The sequence below is a fragment of the Thermococcus sp. genome (genome assembly GCF_027063845.1).
GTDB lineage: Archaea > Methanobacteriota_B > Thermococci > Thermococcales > Thermococcaceae > Thermococcus.
Map to the genome: position 1 here is coordinate 19,928 of NZ_JAMOQU010000103.1, position 18,691 is coordinate 38,618.

Here is an 18,691-nt window from a genome sequence, read left to right on the forward strand (position 1 = left end):
AGTTCTTTCGTGTAGTTCAAGCCGACGATGGTGTGTTGCAATAAGACTCTAAGAGAATTGAAAGTAGCATCACCCGATAAGAATAAGCTGGGTGGGTATAAGTTGCAATAAGACTCGAAGAGAATTGAAATAAGTTTGAATTCCCCGCTTGCAGTATCAAGTTAAACGCTACAATAAGAACAAGGAAAAGGAAACCTCAGACCTTAACCCTTTTCCAGACCGTTCCCTGCGGTGTGTCCTCCAGCTGGATTCCGAGCTTTCTCAGCTCTTCCCTGATTTTGTCGGCCAAATCGAACTTCTTCTCCTTCCTGAGCTGGGCGCGGACTTCAACGAGCAGGTTTATGAGTTCCTCCTCGTTTCCGGCCTTCTGCTCCTTAAAATAGTCCTCGAACAGGCCAAAGACCTCGCCAACGTCCTTGAAGAACTCCCAGGCCTTCCTTAGAATGCTCTCCTTCGGCTTTTCAACCTCGGTGAGGTAGCGGTTGACCACGTTGCTGACCTCGAAGACCGCCTTTAAAGCCTCGGCCGTGTTGAAGTCGTCGTCCATCGCTTCGTAGAACTTCCTCCTTGCGTCCCTTATGGCCTCGTAGGCCCTGAACTCGGGCTCGTCCCAGCGGAAGGATATTTCAGCCCGCTTCATCGCAACGCGGATGTTCTCAAGCGTGTTGTAGAGCCTCTCAAGGTTGTTCTTGGCGTGCTCAATGCCCTCCTCGCTGTAGTCGAGAGGCGAGCGGTAGTGCCTCTGGAGGACGAAGAGCCTTATAACCTCTGGATTGTAGCGCTTGAGGAGCTCTCTAACGGTCACGAAGTTGCCCAAGCTTTTGCTCATCTTCTCGCCGTTCACCATCAGGAAGCCGGTGTGCATCCAGTAGTGGACCCACTCGTGGCCGAAGCAGGCCTCGCTCTGGGCTATCTCGTTCTCGTGGTGCGGGAAGATTAGGTCGTTGCCCCCGCCGTGGATGTCGAAGCTCTCGCCGAGGTACTTACTGCTCATCGTGGAGCACTCTATGTGCCAGCCGGGTCTTCCCTCTCCCCAGGGGCTTTCCCACTTCGGCTCTCCTGGTTTGGCCTTCTTCCAGAGGGCAAAATCTTCGGGGTTCCTCTTCCCCTCGCCTGGCTCGACGCGCGCGCCCTTCACGAGGTCCTCGAGCTTTATCTTGCTCAGCTTTCCGTAGTCCCTGAACTTCCTGACCTCGAAGTAAACGCCGTCGCTACCTTCGTAGGCGTAGCCCTTTTCCTGGAGCTTTTTCACGAAGTTAATGATGTCGTCCATGTGCTCGGTGACGCGCGGGTAGACGTCGGCCGGCTTGACCTTCAGGGCCTTCATGTCCTCAAGGAAAATCCTCAAAAAGCGCTCCGCGAGCTCCTTTGGGTCTTCCCCTGTCTCGTTGGCGCGCTTGATGATTTTATCGTCTATGTCCGTGAAGTTCATCACCATGAGAACCGTGTAGCCCTTGTGCTCAAGGTAGCGCCTTATGACGTCGAAGGCGATGTAAGTTCTCGCGTGGCCGAGGTGGGGGTAATCGTAAACCGTCGGGCCGCAGACGTACATTCTAACCTCGCCTTCGCGAAGGGGCTTGAACTCCTCTTTCTGCCTCGTAAGGGTGTTGTATATCCTAATCGCCATCCCCACCACCGGGGCCTTTTGGGAGGGCCTTTTTATTAGCTTATCGTTGCGGGAAAGCTTAAAAACCAACTCCACAACTCCGGTTAGAGCCTGAAAAAGGGGGTTGTAAAGATGGTCAAGGTTGAGAAGGGAGACGTCATAAAGCTCCGCTACACCGGAAGGATTAAGGAAACCGGCGAGATTTTCGACACCACCGATGAAGAGATAGCCAAGCAGGCTGGCATTTACAAGGAGAACGGCGTTTACGGTCCGGTCCCGATAGCGGTCGGTGCCGGCCACGTCCTCAGGGGCCTTGATGAGGCCCTGGAGGGCCTTGAGGTCGGTAAGAAGTACGAGATTGAGGTTCCGCCCGAGAAGGGCTTTGGAAGGCGCGACAGGAAGCTTATCAAGACCTTCACCCTTGGCCAGTTCAGGAGGCAGGGCATAATCCCGTTCTCCGGAATGCCGATTGAGATTGAGACCGAAAACGGACGCAAGCTCAAAGGAAGGGTCCTCACCGTCAGCGGAGGTCGCGTTAGGGTTGATTTCAACCACCCCTACGCAGGCAAGCACCTCATCTACGAAGTTGAGATAGTCGAGAAGGTCGAGGACCCCATAGAGAAGGTCAAGGCCATGATTGAGCTCCGCCTTCCGAGGGTTGACGCCAACAAGGTCATCATCGAGGTTGGCGAAAAGGACGTCGTCGTTGACTTCACCCCTGTCAAGGACGAGGTTGACAGGGGAACCCTCGCCCTCGGTGAGATACTCCTCGAGAGCGACCTCAAGTTCCTTGGCTACGAGGAGATAACCTTCAAGCCGAACGTGGAGGAGCTTCTCAAGCCTCCGGAGGATGCAGAAGCCGAGGAAGAGGTCATTGAGGAAAAGGTTGAAGAGGGGGAGAAGACCGAAGAGGTCGAGCCTGCTGAGACTACTGAAACCACCGAGGAGACCACCGAGACCACTCAGGAAGAGAAGCCTACCGAGGAGAGGGAAGAGGGTGAGGAGCCAAAGGAAGAAGCCGAGAAGGTCGAGGAGAAAGAGGAGAAGCCCAAGAAGAGAACCAAGAAGAGCACCAAGGGCAGGAAGACCCGGAGGACGACCACCAAGAAGACCACCAGCAAGAAGAAGACCAAGGCCGTTGAGGAGAAGGAAGAGAAGTCTGAGTGAAGTTTTTAACCCCCAACCATCATCTTTTTTCTTAGGGGGTGCGCATGGCGAGTCGCTTTGAAATTCTCCTCCAGGACTTGGGAAGCAGGTTCACCCAGGATGACATACCCAAGATTAAGGACGCCCTTTTAGCCCTCAGGCGCGTTATGGAGATTCCAGTGTCGTACCTCAACCCCTCGAGCGGTTATCATCCCGTCGTCATCTTCAAGAAGCGCTTTGGCAGGGTTCAGAAGGAGGTTCCCGTTTCGATACTCGACCTCAGAATCCTGAACCGCTACAACATGCCGGGCTGGAGAAGGGAAGTGGAGTTCTGGCTCGACAACGATGTGGTCATCCAGGAAAACCTCTACGGAATGGAGGCCCTCCTAATCGGGGACCCGCGCGGGCTTAACCGGCTCTCGGACATCATAAGGAGGCTTGCCCAGTACATGCCGGTTCGCCCGTCGAGGCTCGTGCTGTTCTACAACACGATTTACATGGACTATAGTGGGGGAAGGTACATCCAGCTCCTCCTCAGGGGCAACGACCTTGAGGTCAGGCTCATAAGGATGAAGCTCAGCGAGGCCGCGAACTACCTCGGCAAGGCCATCGAGTACATGGACTCGGCCTTCGGCAACAAGAACATAGACTTTTACAAGCTCCTTTTCGCCCACGCCTCAGAGACCTACAGCTCCTTCGACTGGTTCTTCCACCGCTACCTATACCCCCGGCTAAACCCGGAGCAGAGGGAATTCTTAGAGGAGATGCAGGACTACCGGAACTTCCTCAGACTGCTCTACGACCACATCAACAGGCTCAACAAGGACAGAATCGGCGACGAGGTCGGAATCCGCGTCATCAGGAGGGCAAATCCCAAGAGGCCCCTTGAGATAGGAATAGCCTTCACAAACCGCGGAATCGAGGTCAGGCGCTACGCCAACACGGTCCAGATAAGCTTCATGGTGTGAGAAATGGACAGAGCTTTGCTTTTCTACGCCCTCCTCTTTCCCCTGAGCTTCGTCCCCTGGTTAATCCCCGCCTCGTTCTGGGGGCACGTTCTGATTGTCCTCGTTGCCTATCTCCTTATCCCCCTGGCAATCTCTACGGCCCTCGGCTTCAGGTTGAGTGAGCTGGGGCTCAAACCACCGAACCGCAAGGGCGTCAAGCTGTTCCTCCTGCTCTTCGCCCTCTCGATTCCGCTGAGCCTCTATGGGATGACAGTCCCCTCAATGAGGAACTACTACCCGGTCTTTCCCTACTCGGGCCCGGGGAGCTTCCTCTTCGGGGAGCTCGGCATGGGACTTATAATGCTCGCCCACGAGGCCTTTTACAGGGGATTTCTCCTCTTCCCGCTCGCCAGAAAGAACGAGCCACTGGCGATAATCCTCCAGGACATCCCCTACACGCTCGTCCACATAGGGAAGCCCGGAATAGAGGTGCCCTACGCTTTGGTGGCAGGAATCATCTTCGCAAAAATGGATTTGGAGGGAGAGAGCTTTCTCCCGAGCTTCCTCCTCCACTGGCTCGGCTCAGCGTTTTTCGACGTCCTTTGCGTTCTTTAGCCTCGCCGTTCCGTAGCCCACGAAGAGCACCCTGTCCGGGTCGAGGGCCTTCAGCACTTCTGGCCTGTGGGTGATTATCAGGGCAGTTATGCCGGCCTCGCGGATTATCTCAGCAACTTTCTTGGCGACGCGCATCGCCGTCAGCGTATCGAGATGTGCCGCGAACTCGTCAATGAGGAGCAGGTTGGGCTTTTCCGCTAAAAGCGAAGCTATCCTCGCCCTCTCCTTCTGCCCCGTGCTCAGCTCGCCGTACTTCGCCCTGTAGAGGACGGCGTCGCTCAGGCCGGCCCTGTTGAGTATTTCGACCGCTGCATTGAGGTCGCCTATCTTCCTGTAAACGTGCTCCAAGATGCTCTCCGTCCCGAAGGTCGGCTCGAACTCACCGGGTATCATAACTGAAACCTTGGCGTTGTCAGGAACCTTAATCTCACCCTCCGTTGGTCTAAAGCGCTCCTCCCACCAGCCGTTGGCCGCTCCAAGGATGAGCCTCAACAGTGTCGTCTTTCCGGCCCCGCTCGCGCCGACAACGGCTATAAGTTCTCCAGGCTGGATTTCGAAGTTCAGATTCCTCAGAACGGGCCTCTGAATAATGCGGTGCCTAACGCCAAAGGCCTTGAGCAGTTCTTGGATCTCCTCTGGCAGGCCCTTGATGTCAAGCTCGCTCTCGAAGACCTTGCTTACGTTCTTGAAGATTATCGGCCCAGCTAAAGGCTCAACCTTCCCGTAGCTCGGCCTCCAGAGCTTACCCTCAGGAGGCGCGTAGGGGTCTTCGCGAAGGAAGCGCTCGATGTACTCCTTAGCTTCTTCCGTCAGCGGGTAAAAGAGGACGGGCCTTCCGCTCGCGGTCTCCCAGAGGAACTTGAAGCCGACCTTCTCGAAGAACGGGTTGTAGCGGGCCATCTGGGCTATGGTCTCGACTATGTGCTTCCTCTTCCTCATCTCGGGAATCCTGCGCTCGGCTATCCACTCGAGGGCAGACTTGACGCTTAACTGTCCCAGCCCGTCGGAGCGGTAGTCGGGGTGGACCACAACCCTCGCAATCCTCGCGCCCGCCGTGTTGGTCTCTGCTAAAGCTTTCCACTTGGCCTGCTCCCAGAGGTAGGAACGAGCTATTCTCCTCTTCCCGTACTTCCTCTTCAGTTCCTCGTAGAGTTCCTTCATTATGCGCTCCGGCCAGAAGGCGGGGTGGAACCACTCCTCCGGAAAGACCTTTTCGCGGATGTTCTTCTCGATTTCGCCATTCGGCAAGCGGCGGTGCATGAGCGGTATCGGCGGGTCAACGCGGACGTAGCTGAGAATCCTCGGCTCGTATTCTTCCCTCTCGACGAGCTCGAAGATGAGGAAGCGCGACGCTGGAGTTGAGCCCTTTATCTCGAGTATGTGGCTTTCAGCCCCGCAGATTGGGCACCTCTGCCTGGTGTTGGCCTCGAAGATGTGGCCGTTCTCACAGCGCCAGAGGGCTACTTTCTCCTTCTGGCTCGCGTAGTGGTACTGCTCCAGCTCGGCTATCGCCTCGAAGTCGCTCTCGTATTTCGCCTCGCGGGCGCGGATTTTGTAGGTGTAGAGGAGCTCCCCTGTCAAAGGTGAGTAGCGCTTGGCCTCAACGGTTTTCTCAAAGAGGGGCCACACAGGAATCCTGTCGCCCTCGTAGAACTTCCACAGCTTATAACCGTCGAAGTCGAGAACCTTAACGCCGTCCTTCTCATTCGGTTTGTTGAGGATTTCAATTTCCACCTCATCGCCAGTCAAAAACCACTGGGCGACGTTGCCCGTCATGTAGAGGCGGTATTTCTCCCCCTCGGCTTCGACTTCGAGGATTCCGAACCAGCGGTGCTTGAAGCGCGGGATTTCGTTACCGACGACCCTTCCCCTTATGAGCATGGGACCACCGGGATAAATAGGAAAAAGGAGTTAAAACGTTAGCCCAAGAGCTTCCGCACCCTCTCCACGACCTCCCCCGCGTCCCGCCCAAAGACCAGAACCATCGGCTCCTTTCCCCAGTCGCCGAGGTGGTAAACCACGTCGGGCCTTTTTCCAGCCCTCTTTACGGCGGTCTCGATGCCCCACTCCATCGTCCCTCTCTCTGACCTTTTCACCTCCTCGGGCTCCTCCCTGCGGTCGTAGAACGAAACGACGAGGCCGAGTTCCTCCGCCTTCTCTATCAGCTCCTCCGAGTAGCGGAGGTTCAGAACCGCCTTAATCTCTGGATAAAACTCGCGCATCTTGAGGAGGGCTCTCCTGAGATGGTCGCTGGCGTTGAGCTCAACTGGGCCAACGGGCTTGATAGTCTGACCATAGCGGACGATTCTGCCTTTAACTGCAAAGACCTCTCTGAAGGGCGTCGCAAGGGCGAAGTTCGTTCCCACCTCGGGAACGTGCGGGTTGAGCCTCTCCCCAAAGGTCACCAGCTCTTCAACCGCTTTTTCAAGCTCTTCCCTGACCCTCCAGCGGTAGGCATCTCTCTCCAGTTCCCAGAGTGGATTCACCGCTTTAGATTCTGCCTTTGAGAACCTGATAGAGTTTTCAACGAAGCGCTTGGCCCTCTCAACGGCTTTAGGGAGCTCAAGTCCTTTGGCAAGGAACGTCGCCAGAGCCGAGGAGAAGGCACAGCCGGTTCCGTGCGTGAAGCCCTCAGCCTTTTCTCCCTGGAACTCGTAGAACTTCCCGCGCCAGTGGAGGACGTCTGTGAGGTCAAGGTGTCCCCCTTTAACGACCGCGCCCTCGGCGCCAAGCTCTTCAACAAGAACTCTCGCAGATTCCTTCATATCTTCCACAGAGCGGATTTCAATGCCTGTCAGCGCTTCGGCTTCCGGGACGTTGGGAGTGACTATCGAACCGGGAATGAGTGTCTTGAGCGACTCAGCGTCGTCAATGAGCTTTCTTCCGGTGCTTGAGGCAATCACGGGGTCGAAAACCCGGGTTAGGCCTTCAGTCTCTTCCCTCACGACCCGGGCAACCTCACCGCTCCCGAGCATCCCGATTTTGACCGCTTTAACCTCAAAGGCCCCTTTAACGGCCCGTATCCCCTCCCCCACGACTTCGGGCGGAAGGGTGTGGTAACCCCTTACCTCCGAGGGGTTCTGGTAGGTTATCGCCGTCAGAACCGGGAGCGGGTGCTCGCCCAGAGCGGAGACTGTCTCGATGTCTGCCTTCAAACCCGCCCCGCCACCCGTGTCGAGGCCCGCTATAATTAGGACGGCCATTCCATCACCTCAGCTTCTCAAGGATTTCGAGGGCCGCTTTCCTACCGCTCAGGAACATTCCGCCGAATATCGGCCCCATCCTCGGCGCTCCAGCGATAGCATTGGCGGCCATTCCCGTAACGTAGAGGCCGGGGAAGACCTCCCTCGTGTGCTTTACGGTGAGCTCTTCCCCCCTCTCGGCCCACATCGGCCCCTCCCCGGGAACCTGGAGGAGGTCGCGCCTGACGAGGTGTTGCGTAACCTGCGCCCCGTGGCCGGTGGAATCAACCACAAAGCGCGCCTCGACCGTGAGGGGGTCAACGTGAAGGCCCGTTATCATCACAGGCGTCCAGTTGATCACTATTCCCGCGACGCGGTCCTCCTTGAGAACCAAATCCTCAACCTCAATCATGTTGAAGAACTTCACACCGGCCTTCACAGCTCTGCTCGCTATCGTCGTTGCCGTCTCGATGGCGTCGGCAACGTAGAGGCCGTTCCCGAAGGGCCTGTAATCTATCCCGAACTCGTCGAGGATTCCCCTCGCCTCCTCCTGAACGACGATTTTGTTGAAGCCCATCGCACCGCCCCAGATTCCGCCCCCGATTGAGAGCTTCTTCTCGAAGATTGCCACCTTCGCACCGTTCTTCGCGAGGTAGTAGCCCGCTACCATCCCAGAGGGGCCAGCCCCTACAATAGCGACGTCGAGGCTCAGGCTTTCGAGAAGCTCGGCGGTGTAGGCCTCTATTATCGCCCTGCTTATCTCTATCTCCCTCAGCATCCCGACCACCCAAAACCTTTTAAGTTCCGCTCAAAACTGAGTTTTGAAATTTAAAAACTTTGTTATAAACTGGTTTTAAAACCGGGTGATTAAGATGACCCAGCTTGAGGCCGCGAAGAGGGGAGAGATAACAGAGGAGATGAAATTCATCGCCGAGCGGGAGGGAATAGACCCTGAAAAGCTCAGGAGGAGCGTGGCAAAGGGGCACACGGTGATATTCAGGAACGTCCGCCACGACTGGGTTAAGCCTGTGGCAGTTGGCAATGTCGTCCGCGTTAAGGTCAACGCCAACATTGGAACGTCGCGCGACATAGTGGACGTTAAGGCGGAGATAGAGAAGGCCAAGGTCGCCGTGAAATACGGCGCCGACACGATAATGGACCTCTCCACCGGGGGCGACCTCGATTCGATAAGGAAGGCCATCATGCACGCCGTTGACGTGCCCATCGGCACAGTTCCAATCTACCAGGCCGCTGAAGAGATGTTAGCCAAGGGGAAGGCCATCATCGAGATGACCGAGGACGACATGTGGAATGCCGTCGAGAAGCACTTCAAGGACGGTGTTGATTACACGACCATTCACGTCGGGGTTACGAAAGAGGTTGTCGAGAAGATGAAGCGCGTTAAGCGCGTCGTCGGCATGGTCTCGCGCGGTGGGACCTTCCTCGCGGCGTGGATACTCCACTGGGGCAAGGAGAACCCGTTCTACAGGGACTACGACTACCTGCTTGAACTCGCCAAGGAGTACGACGTTATTCTGAGCCTCGGCGATGGACTTAGACCAGGTGGTCTTCCAGATGCGGGCGACGAGCTTCAGATTGCCGAGCTTTACACCCTTGGAAGGCTCGTCAGGAGGGCGAGGGAAGCCGGAGTCCAGACGATGGTCGAGGGTCCCGGGCACGTGCCCATCGACCAGATTCCGGCACAGATAAAGCTCGCGAAGGTTGCCACCGACAACGCGCCCTTCTACGTCCTCGGCCCAATCGTTACAGACATCTTCCCGGGCTACGACCACATCACGTCCGCCATAGGAGGAGCGATAGCGGCTTTGAACGGCGCGGACTTCCTGTGCTACGTTACTCCAGCGGAACACCTCGGACTGCCGACGGTCGAGCACGTCCGCGAGGGAGTTATAGCGGCGAAGATAGCCGCCCACGCGGTCAATTTGACCCAGTTCGAGGCCGACTTCAAGAAGGACTACCTGATGAGCCTCGCGCGCGGAAGGCTCGACTGGGCGAAGCAGTTCGAGCTGAGCCAGGACAGGGAGAAGTTCATCGAGATAAGGAAGGAGAGACCGACGAAAACCGAGGCCTGCTCGATGTGCGGTGATTTATGCGCGATAAAGCTCATCAACGACATGCTCAGGAAGGGGTGAGAGCTTGAGGCTCATCTATTCCGGCAAGACGAAGGACGTCTACGAGGACGGGCCTTACCTCATCTTCCACTTCAAGGACACGGTTCTTGGCAGGGAAGGCAGGGAAGACAGCGGGGGCAACGAGGTTATAGGAGAAAAGGAGGGAAAGGGAAGCCTCGTTTTGAAGCAGACAGAGTTCTTCTTCAGGCTCCTTGAGAGGAACGGTGTAAAGACGCACTTCGTGGGGAGGATTGACGAGAGGAAGGCCCGCTTCCTGAAGGCCGAGAGGATTCCGCTGGAGGTCATCTACCGCGAGCTGGCCTACGGTAGCTTCCTTCGGCGCTACAAAGGCTGGGCAAAGCCGTTTCAGAGGCTCGGGATAGTGGAGTTCACTCTAAAGGACGACTCGCTCGACGACCCGCTCATAGCGGAAGAAGCAATCACAGCCCTCGGAATCGCGGGTAGGGAAGAGGTCGAGGAAATGAAAGAGACAACCAGAAAAGTCGCCCGGGTTTTAAGGGACTTCCTCTCATCGAAGGGCCTCCAGCTCGTTGATTTTAAGCTCGAGTTCGGCAGGCTTGACGGCGAGCTAATCGTCATAGACGAGCTGAGCGGAGATACCATGCGCGTTGCGAAAGGTAACAGGATTCTGACGCGCGAGGAACTCTCGGAGGTGATTGGATGATAATCTCGACGATAGCGTCTCATTCCTCCCTCCAGATTCTCCTCGGGGCTAGAGACGAGGGGTTCAGGACGAGGCTCTACGTGAAGCCTGGGAGAAGGGCCTTTTACGCCTCCACGAGGCTCGCGGACGAGCTTGTGGTTACAGAGAACATGGGCGCGATTCTCGACGACGACGGAATAGTAATCCCTCACGGCTCCTTCGTGGCCTACCTCGGCCTTGAGAGGATAGAAAGAGCTAAGGCAAAGTTCTTTGGCAACAGGCGCTTCCTCAAGTGGGAGACAACCTTTGAACTGCAGGATAAAGCCCTCGACGAGGCGGGAATCCCAAGGGTGAGGGTCATCGAACCCGATGAAGTCGAGCCAGATAAGTTCTACTTCGTCCGCCTTGAGGGGCCGAGGGGAGGAAGCGGGCACTTCATAGCGCGCGGGGAAGAGCTTGAGGAAAGGTTAGGGGAGCTTAAGGAACCCCACAGGATAGAGGAGTTCGTCCCGGGCGTTTACCTCTACGTCCACTTCTTCCACTCGCCGATTCTGGGAAGGCTTGAACTCCTCGGCGTCGACGAGCGCGTCGTCATAGCCGATGGAAACGCCCGCTGGCCGGTGAAACCGCTCCCGTACACGATAGCGGGGAACGTTGGCGTCGCTTTGAGGGAATCGCTCCTTCCGAGGCTCTACGACTACGGTCTGGCGTTCGTGGAAGCTATGAAAAAGCTTGAACCGCCCGGAATCATCGGCCCCTTCGCGCTCCACTTCGCTTACGATGGGAGTTTTAGGGCGATAGGCTTCGCCTCGCGGATAGACGGAGGTTCCAACGCCCTCCACTGGTACGGAAGGCTCTACTGGGACGAGCCCATGAGCGTCGGGAGGAGGATAGCGCGCGAGATTAAGCTCGCCATTGGGGAAGACAGGCTCGAGGAGGTGGTAACGTGACCTACACGGGCAGAACCCTCGGGGTCGGACTGATGAACGGCAGGCCCTTCGCCTTCTATCTCCTCTGCTCCCGTTCCTTCCCGAGGAGGAGGGCAATCGTGAGGGAAAACGCCGTTTACATCGAGAACCTAACGGAGACCGATAACCCCTACGTCAGCTACCCTGTCGTGAGGCTCCTCGATGAGTACGCCGTCGTCACGAACGGCCTCCAGACGGACTTCATAGCTCAGGCCCTCGAGTGGGAAAGCCCAAAGAAGGCCCTAATCCACGTTCTTGATGCCCTCGACTACGAGAGGGACGCCTACAGCACGCCGAGGATAGCCGGGATAATAGGGAAAGACGGAAGGGGCTGGCTCGGCTTCGCTGGAAAGGACGAGTTTTGGGTAAGGGAGCTGGAGCTGAAAGAAGGCAAGGCCTTCGTCACGGCCACGTACAACCTCGCCTTTACCGAGCTTGAGTTCCCGGCCTTCGAGAGCGCTGAGGAGCTTGCGAGAAAGGCTTTGGAGCTCCCCTTAGAAAAGAAGGTGCTCGCCATCGGAGTTGTAAAAGGGAAAAATGAGTGGAGCGTTGGCTTCATTCCCTTTCTTTGAACCTTTTCATAAGGTTCGCCATCTCGAGCGCGGTCATCGCGTACTCGAAGCCCTTGTTGCTCTTCACTCCCGCCCTGTTGAAGCCCTGCAGTTCGTCCTCGACTGTTATGACGCCAAAAATCACAGGAACGCCTGTGTCGAGAGAGACCTTCGCGACACCCTTCGCGACTTCGTTGGCAACCAGGTCGAAGTGCTTGGTTTCTCCCCTCACGACCGCCCCCAGAGCTAAAATCGCATCGTACCTGCCACTCTCGGCCATTCTCTTCGCCACCAGAGGAATCTCGAAAGAACCGGGGACTTTGACAACATCAACCCTCTCAACGCCGTGCCTCTCGAAGCAGTCGAGTGCCCCCTTCAGGAGCTCCTCCGTGAGCAAATCGTTGAAGCGCGCAACCACTATTCCTATCCTCAGGCCAGCTCCGATAAAACCGCCCTCAACCGTTCTTACCTCCATAGACACACCCCCTAAACCTCGAAAGGAAGCTTGTGGCCGAGTTTCTCCACTTTGACCTTTAAGTACGGTCTGTTGTGCTCCGTGACCTCCCCAGGGGCAGGAATAACCTCGACCACCTCAATCCCGAACTCCTCCAGGGCCCTGGCCTTCGCCGGATTGTTGGTTATGAGCCTTATCCTTGAAACGCCCAGCGCGCGAAGCATCTGGAAGGCCGCCTCGTAGGTCCTCTCGTCGGCCTTATGACCGAGGGCCTCGTTGGCTTCAACGGTGTCTAAGCCCTTATCCTGGAGCTCGTAGGCCTTAATCTTCTCCTTTAGGCCAATTCCCCTACCCTCCTGGTCCATATAGAGCAGTATTCCGCCCTCCTGCGCTATCATTCTAAGTGAATTTGCCAATTGACTTCCGCAGTCGCACTTGAGGGAGGCGAGCGTGTCTCCGGTGAGGCACTTCGAGTGCACCCTGACGAGCGGAACGTCGCCGTAGGGCTCCTTGACTATGGCCACGTGCTCCTTGAAGTCTAACTCATTATCGAAGGCGATTATCCTGAACTCCCCATACCTTGTTGGCAGTCTCGCGTTGGCGTAGACTCTAATCAGCTGCTTCCTCTTCACGAACTCCTTCCAGACGTCGTCCGTCGTGATAACCGGCAGGCCGTGCTCCTCGGCGAACTTGAGGGCATACTCGCGGTTGTGGGAGTCGCCCTTATCGTCGAGAATCTCGATTATCAGGGCGTAGCGCATGAATCCAAGGAACTCCATGAGCTCAAGCGAGCTCTCCGTGTGACCTCGACGCCTGTTGAGCCCTATCCCGCCGAGGAGGTGCAGATGCCCGGGGTAGCGGAAGGCCTCAACACCCAGACCCTCGGCGAGCTTTCTTGCCGTTAAAGCCCTCTCTTCGGCGGTTATGCCCGTGAATGTCTCTTTATAATCGACAGGTATCAGGAAGTTTGTCTCACCTTCCTTACTCGGCAGGCGGAAGAAACCCTTCCTCAGGGCTTCGTCCATGTCCATCGTGAGGCAGAGGAGGCCCTTAGCGGAAAGCATGAAGTTCACAACCTCGGCAGAGGCAATCTCGGCCGGATAAATCAAATCTGCCTCGAATTCTCTCCTGTCATCTATCAGCACGACGGGTTTTCCCTCAAGGATTGCCCTTCTCAGCTCTTCAAGGTTCATACTCCCGCCTCCATGATGCGCTTTACATACCTCGCCAAGACGTCAATCTCGTAGTTTACCCTATCTCCTGGCCTAAGGTGGCCGAGGTTCGTCACCTCGAGCGTGTAGGGAATGACCTGAACCCAGAAGCGGTTGGCTTCGACCCTTGCAACGGTGAGGGAGACGCCGTTGAGCGCTATCGAGCCCTTCTCAGCTATTCCCCACCTCTCGCGGGGCATCTCGAAGGCCATCCAGGTGGTGTTCCCGCTCCTCCGCGCGGTGATAAACCTGATTGTCCCGTCCACGTGGCCCGTAACTATGTGGCCATCCAGGCGGTCTCCAAGCTTCAAGGCCCTCTCGAGGTTCACGAGCCTTGCCTCGCGCAGGTTGGTCCTACTCAGGGTCTCCTCGCCGACGTCGAAGACGGCTGTTTTTCCGTCGAACTCGACAACGGTCAGGCAGGCCCCGTTCACCGCGACGCTGTCGCCCTGTTTAACCTTGAACGGGAGCTCTACGTAAAGCTTTCCCGCCGAGTAGCGGGCTTTGCCTGTTCCCTCAACGATTCCGCTGAACATCTTCACCACCGGGGTAGGCCGTTACGAGGAAGCTCTCGCCGAGCCTCTCGATTGAGTCAATCCTCAGCAGCGGTGCCTCGTTCGCGTTCTCAACCTTCAGGCACTCGAAGGGCTTGATTCCCCTCCCGAAGAGCTTCGGCCCGTAGAAGAGGTAGAACTTGTCCGCATAGCTTAAAAACTGGCAGGCTATCCTCCCACCCTCAATCAGGACACTGTCGATGCCGAGTTCACCGAGCTTCCTGAGAATCTCCCCGGGCTCGGTTATAGGGTAGGCCTCCGCTATTCCTTCGAAGAGCTCCGGCCTCTCTGTAAAGAAGATGACCCTGCCGTCCTCAAAAAGCCGGAACTTCCTCCCAGACTTCATTGCCTCAGCGACTCTGCCAGAACGGTCGAGGACTACCTTGACCTTCTCGGGGCAGTTCTCCAGCCTGCAGTTGAGCCTCGGGTTATCGGCCAAGACCGTTCCAGAGCCGACCATTATCGCCATGTGCCTCCTCCTGAGCTCCTGAACTTTGAGCCTCGCCATCTCGCCGGTAATCCACTGGGATGAACCGGTCTCCGTCGCGATGAAGCCGTCCAGGGTTAGGGCGAGCTTGATTGAAACGAAGGGCGTCTTAGTAGTCACGTACTTAATGAAAATCTCGTTGAGCTTTCTTGCCTCGTCCTCGAGAACGCCAACCTCGACCTCGATTCCAGCCTTTTTCATCTTCTCGATTCCCCTTCCCGAGACGAGCGGATTGGGGTCCACCATCGCAACTACAACCCTCTTGAAGCCCTCCCTGATTATCCTGTCGGCGCATGGAGGTTGCTTCCCCCAGTGGGAGCAGGGCTCGAGCGTCACGTACATAGTTGCGCCCCTAACGTCGTGTCCCCTGCTCTTCGCGTCCTCTATGGCGTTGACCTCCGCGTGCTTCTCGCCGAAGTGCCGGTGCCAGCCGACGCCTATTATTTCCCCGTCCTTGACGATAACTGCCCCTACCATCGGGTTCGGGTTGACCCAGCCCTCACCGCGCTTCGCCAGCTCGAGTGCCCGGCGCATGAACCTCTCATCTTCACTGCTCATGGTTGGGCATTTGTTCCGAAACTTTTAAGGTTTTGTTCCGTTTGGGGAACGAACTCTTTTTATCAACCACTTCAACGTTGAGATGGTGATTTTCATGGAGGATCCCTACATCTGGGCCGAGAACCTAAAGGACGAACGCGTTCTTAAGCTCGTCGAGGAGGAGAACAGGAGGTTTAGAGAGTTCATAGGAGAGCTGAGCGAAGAGCTCTTCCCCGAGGTCTGGGAGTACTACTCGATTCCTGTCTTAACGGGCGCGAAGCTAACGGAGAAGGGCGTTGTAGCGATGTACCGCGAGAGGGACAGGCAAATCATCAGGTGGCTCAGCGGAGAAACCATAGCTGACTCGAAGGAGCTTGAAAAGGAATTTAACGACGAGGTTCTCCTGCAGGGCTTCACCGTCGATGATAAGGGCAGATTTCTGGCCTACAGCTTCTCAATAGGGGGTGCCGACGAGGGGATAACGAGGATAATAAACCTCGAAACCGGCGAGCTAATCGAAGAGTTCAGGCCGTCGGTGTGGAACGTCACATTCCTCGAGGACGGCTACTACTTCGCCCGTTTCTACAGGCACGGGGAAACGCCCGACGGCGTTAAGGCTCCCGCCGAGAGATTCTTCCGGAAGGATGCGAGCGGAGAAAAACTAGTCTTCGGAAAGGGCCTCGGGTCGGGCTACTTCATCTCGCTGAGGAAGAGCACAGACGGAAAGTGGGCGATGGTTACGGTAACGTTTGGCTGGAACAGCGCGGAAATCTACGCTGGTCCGATAGACGAGCCCGAGAAGTGGGAGAAGGTTTACTCAGCGGACGTTCCGGTTGAGCCGGTTGACGTCCGCGACGGCAAACTCTACCTCCTGACGAGGGAAGGGAAGGGCTTAGGGAAGCTCATCGCGGTCAGGGACGGAAAAATTGAAGAGGTAATCCCCGAAGGTGAGTTCCCGCTGGAGTGGGCTGTCTTAGTTGGGGATAAAATCCTCGCGGGCAGGCTCGTGCACGCGAGCCACAGACTTGAGGTCTACTCGCTCGACGGAGAAAAGCTCGACGAGATGACCTTCGACCTCCCTGGGAGTGTTTACCCGCTCGACACCGACGGGAAGAAGGTTTTGCTCCGCTACGAGAGCTTCACCGTCCCGTACAGGCTCTACGAGTTCGATGGAGAGCTTAAGCTCGTCGAGGGGCAAGAAATCGAGGGGAACTTCAGGGTCGAAGAGGACTTCGCGGCCTCGAAGGACGGGACAAGGGTTCACTACTTCCTCGTTAAGGGCGAGAAAGATGAGAAGAAAGCCTGGGTCTTCGGATATGGAGGCTTCAACATCTCCCTGACGCCACGCTTTTTCCCGCAGGCGATTCCCTTCATAAAGCGCGGGGGAACCTTCGGGATGGCCAACCTGCGCGGTGGAAGCGAGTACGGCGAGGAGTGGCACAGGGCCGGGATGAGGGAGAACAAGCAAAACGTCTTCGACGACTTCATAGCCGTCCTTGAGAAGCTGAAGGGTGAAGGCTACAGGGTAGCGGCGTGGGGAAGGAGCAACGGTGGCCTCTTAGTCTCGGCAACCCTCGTCCAGAGGCCGGACGTAATGGACTCGGCGCTGATAGGCTACCCCGTCATAGACATGATGCGATTCCATAAACTTTACATCGGCAGCGTCTGGATTCCGGAGTATGGCAACCCAGACGAACCGAGGGACAGGGAGTTCCTCCTGAAGTACAGCCCCTACCACAACGTCAGGCCGGCAGAATACCCGCCGACGCTCATCTACACCGGCCTCCACGACGACCGCGTGCACCCGGCCCATGCAATAAAGTTCTTCCTGAAGCTGAAGGAGGTTGGAGCGCCGGTTTATCTCCGCGTCGAGACAAAGAGCGGGCACATGGGCGCTTCACCTGAGACGAGGGCGAGGGAGCTGACCGATTTGCTCGCCTTCGTCCTCAAGACCCTCTCGTGATTCCTACTGAGGTTAGTTGTGACTTTCCCGTCCACTCCCTTTTTCAAAGTTCTTTCGAAGGGTATTCGGTGTTCCCGGAGGAAGAATAAGCTTTATATGGGAAACGCCGTTAAAGGTTATGGCTGAGAGGCGATGGTCGCAGGAAGGATTTCAACCGGGGTCCCTGGGCTTGACATAATGCTTCACGGTGGATTGATTCCCGGAAGGGTTTACCTCGTCAAGGGTTCACCCGGAACCGGAAAGACGACCCTGGCCATGCACTTTGCGATGGCGGGGGTTGCAAACGGGGAGAGTGTACTGTATATAACCCTTGAAGAGCCCGCCGAGAACATAAGAGAGGACTTCGGGAGGATGGGCTTCGACGTTTACCACGAGGATTTCACCCTTATTGACGCCACCCCAACAACTGAGCACTACGTCTTGGTTGAAGACTTCTTCGAGACCTTCGCCAAGAACCTCAACAAGCTTACCGAATCAATAAAGGAGCAGTTCCGGGTCAGGCGCTACTCAAGGGTAGTCGTTGACCCGATAACGATGCTGAAGCTGGCCACAAAGGACGAGATTGACTACCGCAGGGCGTTTCTGACGTTCGTCAAGAGCATGATGCGTCTCAAGGTAACTGTTCTCATAACGTCTGAAGTCGAGAGGACCGACATCGAGGAGTATCTCGTGAGCGGTGTCATCGAGATGAAGCTCCTCGAGCGCGATGGAAAGCTGATGAGGGCTATTAAGGTCACCAAGTTCCGCGGAAGCGGCTTCGACAACGTCATAAGACCATACGAGATAACCGAGACCGGCATGGTGGTTTACCCCGACAGAACCGTGCCGTGAGGGTTCGAAATGCTTCCCCCCGAGGTCAAATCCGTTCTTGAAGAACTTCGCGCCGAGAGGATACGCGGTGCCAGCTGGATGGCCAGACGGGGGGCGGAAGCTTACCTAATTCTGGCAGACCTTCTTGAGGGTGACGAGCTGAGAAAGGCCCTCATCGAGCTTAGACACGAGCTTCCAAGGATAAACCCCACAATGGCTTCCCTCTACAACCTCTCGCGCTTCATTCCGGTAACGGACAACTCCCTCCTCGTCAAGTCTCGGGCGGAAGAGTTCCTCCGTCTGATTGACGAGGCAAAGAAGACAATCGGCAACATCGGTAGCGAGCTGATAGAGGACGGCGACACGGTTATAACGCACTCCTTCTCATCGGCGGTCTTTGAGATACTCAGGACGGCAAAGGCCAAGGGGGTAAACTTCAGGGTAATCCTCACCGAGAGTGCCCCTGACTACGAGGGAATAGCGCTGGCGAGCGCTCTCGAACGGGAAGGAATCCGCTTCGAGGTCATAACCGATTCTCAGCTCGGTCTCTTCGCGAGGAACGCCACGATAGCCCTTGTGGGAGCAGACAATGTGACGCGCGACGGGGCGGTTGTGAACAAAGCCGGCACATACCTCTTAGCTTTGGCGTGCCACGACAACGGCGTTCTCTTCTACGTCGCAACCGAGAGCTTCAAGCTCCACCCAGAACTTAAGAGCGACGAGGTCGAAATCCTCGAGAGGCCCTATGCGAGGCAGGGCTACCGCGTGAGAAACTTCCTCTTCGACGTTACCCCTTGGCGGTACGTGAGGGGCATAATAACGGAACTCGGAATTCTCGTCCCGCCCAGGGAAATTTAAGAAAAG

Annotated in this window: 18 protein-coding genes and 1 CRISPR repeat array (1 of these 19 only partly in view); of the genes, 10 read left to right on the top strand and 8 right to left on the bottom strand. The window is 56.5% G+C overall.

Annotated elements, in window-relative coordinates; all coding sequences use genetic code 11:
* A CRISPR array of direct repeats spans positions 1–131; the repeat unit is 30 nt (it extends 1,035 nt beyond the left edge of the window).
* Between the two features lie 65 nt (positions 132–196).
* Positions 197–1,627 carry a cysteine--tRNA ligase gene (gene cysS / locus MVO87_RS08215; protein ID WP_297552878.1) on the bottom strand — a complete coding sequence of 477 codons (1,431 nt, stop codon included), beginning with the start codon at positions 1,625–1,627 and terminating at the stop codon, positions 197–199.
* Between the two features lie 111 nt (positions 1,628–1,738).
* Here cysS and MVO87_RS08220 point away from each other — a divergent pair, with 111 nt between their 5' ends.
* From MVO87_RS08220 to mrtA, 3 genes are read left to right on the top strand one after another with little or no spacing between them, the layout of a single operon-like run.
* Positions 1,739–2,773 (top strand): FKBP-type peptidyl-prolyl cis-trans isomerase, encoded by a 1,035-nt coding sequence (locus tag MVO87_RS08220; protein WP_297512766.1) that lies wholly within the window; start codon positions 1,739–1,741, stop codon positions 2,771–2,773.
* Between the two features lie 44 nt (positions 2,774–2,817).
* The gene (locus MVO87_RS08225; protein WP_297552857.1) at positions 2,818–3,720 is read left to right on the top strand and encodes a hypothetical protein; all 903 of its coding nucleotides are present in this window, start codon (positions 2,818–2,820) and stop codon (positions 3,718–3,720) included.
* 3 nt (positions 3,721–3,723) lie between these two features.
* Positions 3,724–4,314, top strand: a complete 591-nt coding sequence (mrtA, locus tag MVO87_RS08230; RefSeq protein WP_297552858.1) for a CPBP family archaeomyxosortase MrtA — start codon at positions 3,724–3,726, stop codon at positions 4,312–4,314.
* On the opposite strand, the gene MVO87_RS08235 is transcribed toward mrtA, so the two are convergent.
* From MVO87_RS08235 to MVO87_RS08245, 3 genes are read right to left on the bottom strand one after another with little or no spacing between them, the layout of a single operon-like run.
* Positions 4,282–6,195, bottom strand: coding sequence for an ATP-binding cassette domain-containing protein (locus MVO87_RS08235; protein ID WP_297552860.1), 1,914 nt, complete (start codon positions 6,193–6,195; stop codon positions 4,282–4,284). The two genes, mrtA and MVO87_RS08235, sit on opposite strands and share 33 nt — an antisense overlap.
* Positions 6,196–6,233: 38 nt before the next feature.
* Positions 6,234–7,517: a PfkB family carbohydrate kinase gene (locus MVO87_RS08240; RefSeq protein ID WP_297512522.1), complete on the bottom strand. Its 1,284-nt coding sequence runs from the start codon at positions 7,515–7,517 to the stop codon at positions 6,234–6,236.
* Positions 7,518–7,521: 4 nt separating this feature from the next.
* Complete coding sequence (locus MVO87_RS08245) at positions 7,522–8,274, bottom strand: sulfide-dependent adenosine diphosphate thiazole synthase (protein ID WP_297512524.1); 753 nt, start codon at positions 8,272–8,274, stop codon at positions 7,522–7,524.
* Positions 8,275–8,368: 94 nt separating this feature from the next.
* Here MVO87_RS08245 and thiC point away from each other — a divergent pair, with 94 nt between their 5' ends.
* The 4 genes from thiC to MVO87_RS08265 are packed head-to-tail and all read left to right on the top strand — an operon-like array spanning position 8,369 to position 11,832.
* The gene (thiC, locus tag MVO87_RS08250; RefSeq protein WP_297512547.1) at positions 8,369–9,649 is read left to right on the top strand and encodes a phosphomethylpyrimidine synthase ThiC; all 1,281 of its coding nucleotides are present in this window, start codon (positions 8,369–8,371) and stop codon (positions 9,647–9,649) included.
* 4 nt (positions 9,650–9,653) lie between these two features.
* The gene (locus MVO87_RS08255; RefSeq protein WP_297552862.1) at positions 9,654–10,313 is read left to right on the top strand and encodes a phosphoribosylaminoimidazolesuccinocarboxamide synthase; all 660 of its coding nucleotides are present in this window, start codon (positions 9,654–9,656) and stop codon (positions 10,311–10,313) included.
* Positions 10,310–11,242, top strand: a complete 933-nt coding sequence (locus MVO87_RS08260; protein WP_297512528.1) for a formate--phosphoribosylaminoimidazolecarboxamide ligase — start codon at positions 10,310–10,312, stop codon at positions 11,240–11,242. Before MVO87_RS08255 ends, MVO87_RS08260 begins: the two co-directional genes overlap by 4 nt.
* On the top strand, positions 11,239–11,832 hold the full coding sequence (locus tag MVO87_RS08265) for an IMP cyclohydrolase (protein ID WP_297512530.1): 594 nt from the start codon (positions 11,239–11,241) through the stop codon (positions 11,830–11,832). The genes MVO87_RS08260 and MVO87_RS08265 overlap by 4 nt, the downstream gene beginning before the upstream one ends.
* Here the strand turns inward: MVO87_RS08265 and ribH are convergent.
* Genes ribH through ribD form a run of 4 tightly spaced genes read right to left on the bottom strand, consistent with a single transcriptional unit; the run spans position 11,816 to position 15,075 of the window.
* The gene (gene ribH / locus MVO87_RS08270; RefSeq protein ID WP_297512532.1) at positions 11,816–12,286 is read right to left on the bottom strand and encodes a 6,7-dimethyl-8-ribityllumazine synthase; all 471 of its coding nucleotides are present in this window, start codon (positions 12,284–12,286) and stop codon (positions 11,816–11,818) included. The two genes, MVO87_RS08265 and ribH, sit on opposite strands and share 17 nt — an antisense overlap.
* Before the next feature lie 11 nt (positions 12,287–12,297).
* Entirely contained in the window at positions 12,298–13,458 is a 1,161-nt protein-coding gene (locus MVO87_RS08275; RefSeq protein ID WP_297512533.1) for a bifunctional 3,4-dihydroxy-2-butanone-4-phosphate synthase/GTP cyclohydrolase II, read from the bottom strand.
* Positions 13,455–14,012: a riboflavin synthase gene (locus tag MVO87_RS08280; RefSeq protein ID WP_297512549.1), complete on the bottom strand. Its 558-nt coding sequence runs from the start codon at positions 14,010–14,012 to the stop codon at positions 13,455–13,457. The genes MVO87_RS08275 and MVO87_RS08280 overlap by 4 nt, the downstream gene beginning before the upstream one ends.
* The gene (ribD, locus tag MVO87_RS08285) at positions 13,993–15,075 is read right to left on the bottom strand and encodes a bifunctional diaminohydroxyphosphoribosylaminopyrimidine deaminase/5-amino-6-(5-phosphoribosylamino)uracil reductase RibD (RefSeq protein WP_297512535.1); all 1,083 of its coding nucleotides are present in this window, start codon (positions 15,073–15,075) and stop codon (positions 13,993–13,995) included. Before ribD ends, MVO87_RS08280 begins: the two co-directional genes overlap by 20 nt.
* A gap of 94 nt (positions 15,076–15,169) precedes the next feature.
* Here ribD and MVO87_RS08290 point away from each other — a divergent pair, with 94 nt between their 5' ends.
* The 3 genes from MVO87_RS08290 (at position 15,170) to MVO87_RS08300 (ending at position 18,685) form a co-directional block, all read left to right on the top strand.
* The gene (locus MVO87_RS08290) at positions 15,170–17,017 is read left to right on the top strand and encodes a prolyl oligopeptidase family serine peptidase (protein WP_297512550.1); all 1,848 of its coding nucleotides are present in this window, start codon (positions 15,170–15,172) and stop codon (positions 17,015–17,017) included.
* Between the two features lie 132 nt (positions 17,018–17,149).
* Positions 17,150–17,848 (top strand): RAD55 family ATPase, encoded by a 699-nt coding sequence (locus tag MVO87_RS08295; protein ID WP_297512537.1) that lies wholly within the window; start codon positions 17,150–17,152, stop codon positions 17,846–17,848.
* A gap of 9 nt (positions 17,849–17,857) precedes the next feature.
* Positions 17,858–18,685 carry a translation initiation factor eIF-2B alpha/beta/delta subunit family protein gene (locus tag MVO87_RS08300; RefSeq protein WP_297512539.1) on the top strand — a complete coding sequence of 276 codons (828 nt, stop codon included), beginning with the start codon at positions 17,858–17,860 and terminating at the stop codon, positions 18,683–18,685.
* Positions 18,686–18,691: the final 6 nt, after the last annotated feature.